The 3,892-nt window shown below is 41.1% G+C and carries 4 protein-coding genes and 1 other RNA gene; 3 read left to right on the top strand and 2 right to left on the bottom strand.

Going from position 1 to position 3,892, the window contains the following annotated elements; genetic code table 11:
• A partial coding sequence (locus tag Q1V93_RS09965) for a T9SS type A sorting domain-containing protein (protein ID WP_300664274.1) occupies positions 1–619 on the top strand: 619 nt, incomplete at its 5' end.
• A 13-nt stretch (positions 620–632) separates the two neighbouring features.
• Positions 633–1,048: RNase P RNA component class A (rnpB, locus tag Q1V93_RS09960), an RNA gene on the top strand.
• Positions 1,049–1,600: 552 nt separating this feature from the next.
• On the opposite strand, the gene Q1V93_RS09955 is transcribed toward rnpB, so the two are convergent.
• Positions 1,601–2,458, bottom strand: coding sequence for a hypothetical protein (locus tag Q1V93_RS09955; RefSeq protein ID WP_300664272.1), 858 nt, complete (start codon positions 2,456–2,458; stop codon positions 1,601–1,603).
• Between the two features lie 49 nt (positions 2,459–2,507).
• Between Q1V93_RS09955 and Q1V93_RS09950 the strand changes: the two genes are divergently transcribed.
• On the top strand, positions 2,508–3,086 hold the full coding sequence (locus Q1V93_RS09950; protein ID WP_300664270.1) for a hypothetical protein: 579 nt from the start codon (positions 2,508–2,510) through the stop codon (positions 3,084–3,086).
• Here Q1V93_RS09950 and Q1V93_RS09945 read toward each other — a convergent pair.
• A complete protein-coding gene (locus Q1V93_RS09945) occupies positions 3,078–3,692 on the bottom strand; it encodes a deoxynucleoside kinase (protein WP_300664268.1) in 615 nt (204 codons plus the stop codon). The genes Q1V93_RS09950 and Q1V93_RS09945 overlap by 9 nt on opposite strands.
• Positions 3,693–3,892: the final 200 nt, after the last annotated feature.

Raw genomic sequence — 3,892 nt, 5'->3', positions numbered from 1 at the left:
CTATGAACTTCCGTTGACTTACGGAGATAATTACGAATCAAGAGGATATACAAATGTCGATTTGAATCCGATCTACGATGCAAAATGGAGACAACACCGCCATCGTGTGACGAATGTGGATGGTTGGGGAACGGTAAAAACCCCTTTCGGACAATTTGCTGCGATTCGTATTCATCATGTTATTGACGAATTGGATTCGATTTATATTTCGTTCAGCGGGTTCTCTACGTGGGTTCCGGTTCCGGTTCCGCGAACACATGAATACGAATGGAGATCAACTTCAGACAAAGAAGCGGTGATGCGCATTCGCACCAATGAAATTTTGGGAAATGAAACCGTTACTGCGATTGAATACAGAGATAATTTCAATGGATTGGGCTTAACAGAAAGTAAAGTTTCCGTTCAGTTCTACCCGAATCCTGTTTCGAATGAATTGCATGTTTCAACGGCAGAGTTGGCTCAAAATTTCTTTATCGTAGACAATTCCGGGCGTGTTTGGAAACAGATTCCTGCAACATCCAAAGAGCAGATTTTAGACGTTTCGGAATTGGCATCCGGTTCTTATTCGTTAGTCGTTGTATTTCCTTCCGGATATGCTACGCAGAAGTTCGTGAAATAAACGTAACTTTGTACCAGCAAGCCGACTGTCGCTCCTGATTTCGATCAGGGGAGGAAAGTCCGGGCAGCATAGAGTAACCGTGCTTCCTAACAGGAAGGATTCGTTCGTCTTTGGCGAACGGGTACAGAAAGTGCAGCAGAAAATAAACCGCCCTGATTTCATAGTTGATGAATCAGTGGTAAGGGTGAAAAGGTGAGGTAAGAGCTCACCGTTCCGGTGGTGACATTCGGAAGCTAGGTAAACCTCACGGGCTGAAAGATCATGTAAACCAGGCGAGTAGGGCTGCTCGTTCTCTTTCGTCATTTGACGGATGCCTGGAGGGTAGATCGATAGATGCTGACGGTGACGTCAGTACCAGATAAATGACAGTCAGTTTCGAAAATGAACTTTTCGGAATGTACAGAACCCGGCTTATGCCTTGCTTTTTTGAAGATCGTTTTTATAAGCTCTTTTGTGCTCCATAATCACTTTCTCGATGGTTCCGCCCTGCATGGGCCTTCCACACAAAATGGTGTGATACTGAACCCCGTCAAACTTGAATTTGAGAAAAGTAACCGATAAACCCAAAAGGGAAAAGGAACGCGCTTTTTTGATACAGATAAACTCCAGGACGAAAGAACGCTCGGAGAGTAGTTTGAGGATTACCACATCATTTTTAATGTAGCCGGTGGCGAGTGTCACACGGATAATCTTTACCCAGATGGTGAAAATAATTGCAAGACAGATACTTGTTCCCAACGGGAATGAAAAATGATTGCTCATTTGGATTGAAATCCCGACGAAAAAAGCACTCAGTAACAAGTACAAAATGACCAGCAAACTGAATGTTTGTTTTCTGTTGTCCGGGTTTAGTAGTATTCGATCCGCATTGATTAGTACGGTAGAATTCATAATAGTAGCGTGAAGTTTGCTTAAATGTAAGATAAAATTAAATTAACAATCCAAATTTTAACAAATTAATTTTGAGGTACTTAGTTCAACTCATTGAATTTCAAGCGTACGGATTAAGAAATTAGGCTGAATGGTTTTGAAGGTAGAGAGTTGATTCCGGTTTGATGCAATCTGGTACTGAAAACGGCTGTAAAACTCAATAAATTGGTCGGAAGCAACTTTGTTCCGGCTGTATTTGTAAAGACTGACGCTGGTGAAATTAGTCATGAATCGTTGTTTTTCAACGAGGTAATAAAAGCAATTGTCCTGGTTGAAACGAATGTTTTTTTCAGAAAGCTTTGCAAGCTGATCCAGGGTGTAAATCCCATATTTGGAGCCCGTGGAATGATTCGTTTTGGAGATCCGGACGAATTTTTCCGTCTTTGAAAGCTTCATCAGGTAAGAAGTCAGATTCGACTTCACTTCAATTTTCGGACGGATACTGTCTTTGTTCCATTTATTCCAATTGAGCGGAAGACATGTGGAGCTGGAATCTTTTTTCGTCGTTAAAATAAGCGGGTTGTGACAAAGCGGAACCCATAAGTGATGATTGTTGTTGAACTGGCGGTCCATATTCCGGAAATAGGTGTGACCTTTCAGTTGACTGAACAAGCTCTGGTTGTACAAATTTTCTCTCAAACTGTCGGATGAAAGCAAAAGCACATCAATACCGGTGTTGAACTTGTTTTTCTCAATGGATTTTGCAATTTCCTCCTGAGACTGATAAACTACCTGAACAGAAATGTGTTTCGATTGCTCAAACTCAAGAATGATCGAACTGTCGGCCGGGCAATACGTATCCGTATACACCATGATTTTTTCGTGTACACTGGGTTTTGCTTCGTCCAGAACACAAGAGTTCAGGGCCAAAAAAAAGCCCGAAAAAAGGATGCAAATCTTCCAATTCATAATGAGTCAAAGATAGTGGTATTTTGTACTTTTGTAAAAAAATATTCAGGTGTCGAAAAGCAATTTAAATAAGCAGGATAAATTAAAAATTAACCAACTTCTTGGTGATTTACAAAGTAAGGATGAGTTGAAAATTGCCGGAGCAATCAAGGCTTTTGCAATTCACGGTCATGCAACCATCATTGAGCCGCTTGTTGCTGTCTGGAGATCCGGGTTATCTGCTGAAAATGAGGCTTTGGTGATTGATTTGTTGCAGAGTTTGAAAGATACTCCATCAATCGAACCGTTGATGGCAGCATTTAACAATCCTGAAAACCGTCCGCTTCAGCGAAAATTGCTCAGCACATTCTGGAACTCCAAACTGGATTTCTCGGATTACCTTGCTGATTTTGTGCTCTTCGGAATTGAAGGAGATTTCCTGGATGCATTGGAAACCATCACCGTGGTGGAGAACTTTGAAACCGTTGCTCCGGAATCCGCTATTTTGGAATCACAATTATTGCTTACTGAATATTTCGGGCAAACCGAAGGCAGGGATGAGCAAAAAGACGCTATCCTGACAGATTTGGCAATGCTTCTGAAAGATTTCTCTGACCTGGAAGGAACAGACGATCTGTATTTAGAATAATCCGTTTATTTCGGCATCAATTGCCTGGATAATTTTCCCCAAATCTTCCTGGTTTTCAGGAAAACGGTTATTGTCTACGTCAATAATCAATAATTTTCCGTTGTCGTAAGTAGAGATCCATGCTTCGTAGCGCTCATTCAGGCGTTTCAAATAATCCAAACGAATACTTTCTTCGTAATCTCTTCCGCGTTGCTGAATCTGGTTTACCAAAGTAGGCACGGAAGCCCGGAGGTAAATCAACAAATCCGGTGCCGAAACGAATGAATCCATCAGATTGAACAATGAAAAGTAATTTTCAAAGTCGCGCGTGGTCATCAGCCCCATAGAATGTAAGTTCGGGGCAAAAATGAACGCATCCTCGTAAATTGTGCGGTCCTGGATCACATGATTGTTACTGTTTTTGATTTCCTGGATCTGTGTGAACCGGGAATTCAAATAATAGATTTGCAAATTAAAAGACCAACGCTGCATGTCCTCGTAGAAGTCGTTGAGATAGGCATTGTGTTCAACATCCTCAAAATGAGTCTCCCAGCCGTAGTGTTTTGCCAACATTTTAGTGAGAGTTGTCTTTCCTGAACCTATATTTCCTGCTACTGCGATATGCATAATCATTGAGTTTTTTGGGGCTGACTAAATTACAAAATATGCCTACATAATCCGCGGATTGTTCAAAAAATAATTGCCCCTGTGTAATTGCCCGAATTGGGTTGATAGATGGATTGATTCAAATTACGAATGCCGAATGGAAAACATTTTTAATTAGGAATTAGGAATTAGGAATTAGGAATTAGGAATTAGGAATTAGG

Origin of the sequence: Fluviicola sp., from assembly GCF_030151805.1 — a bacterium.
In the GTDB taxonomy this organism is placed as follows: domain Bacteria; phylum Bacteroidota; class Bacteroidia; order Flavobacteriales_D; family Crocinitomicaceae; genus Fluviicola.
Note: the sequence above shows the minus strand (reverse complement) of the source record. Positions and strands in the feature narration are given on the sequence as shown.

Bases quoted from the DNA above. Each gene is read 5' to 3' on its own strand.
- Q1V93_RS09955 (WP_300664272.1), bottom strand. From the start codon at position 2,458: ATGAATTGGAAGATTTGCATCCTTTTTTCGGGCTTTTTTTTGGCCCTG.
- Q1V93_RS09945 (WP_300664268.1), bottom strand. From the start codon at position 3,692: ATGCATATCGCAGTAGCAGGAAATATAGGTTCAGGAAAGACAACTCTC.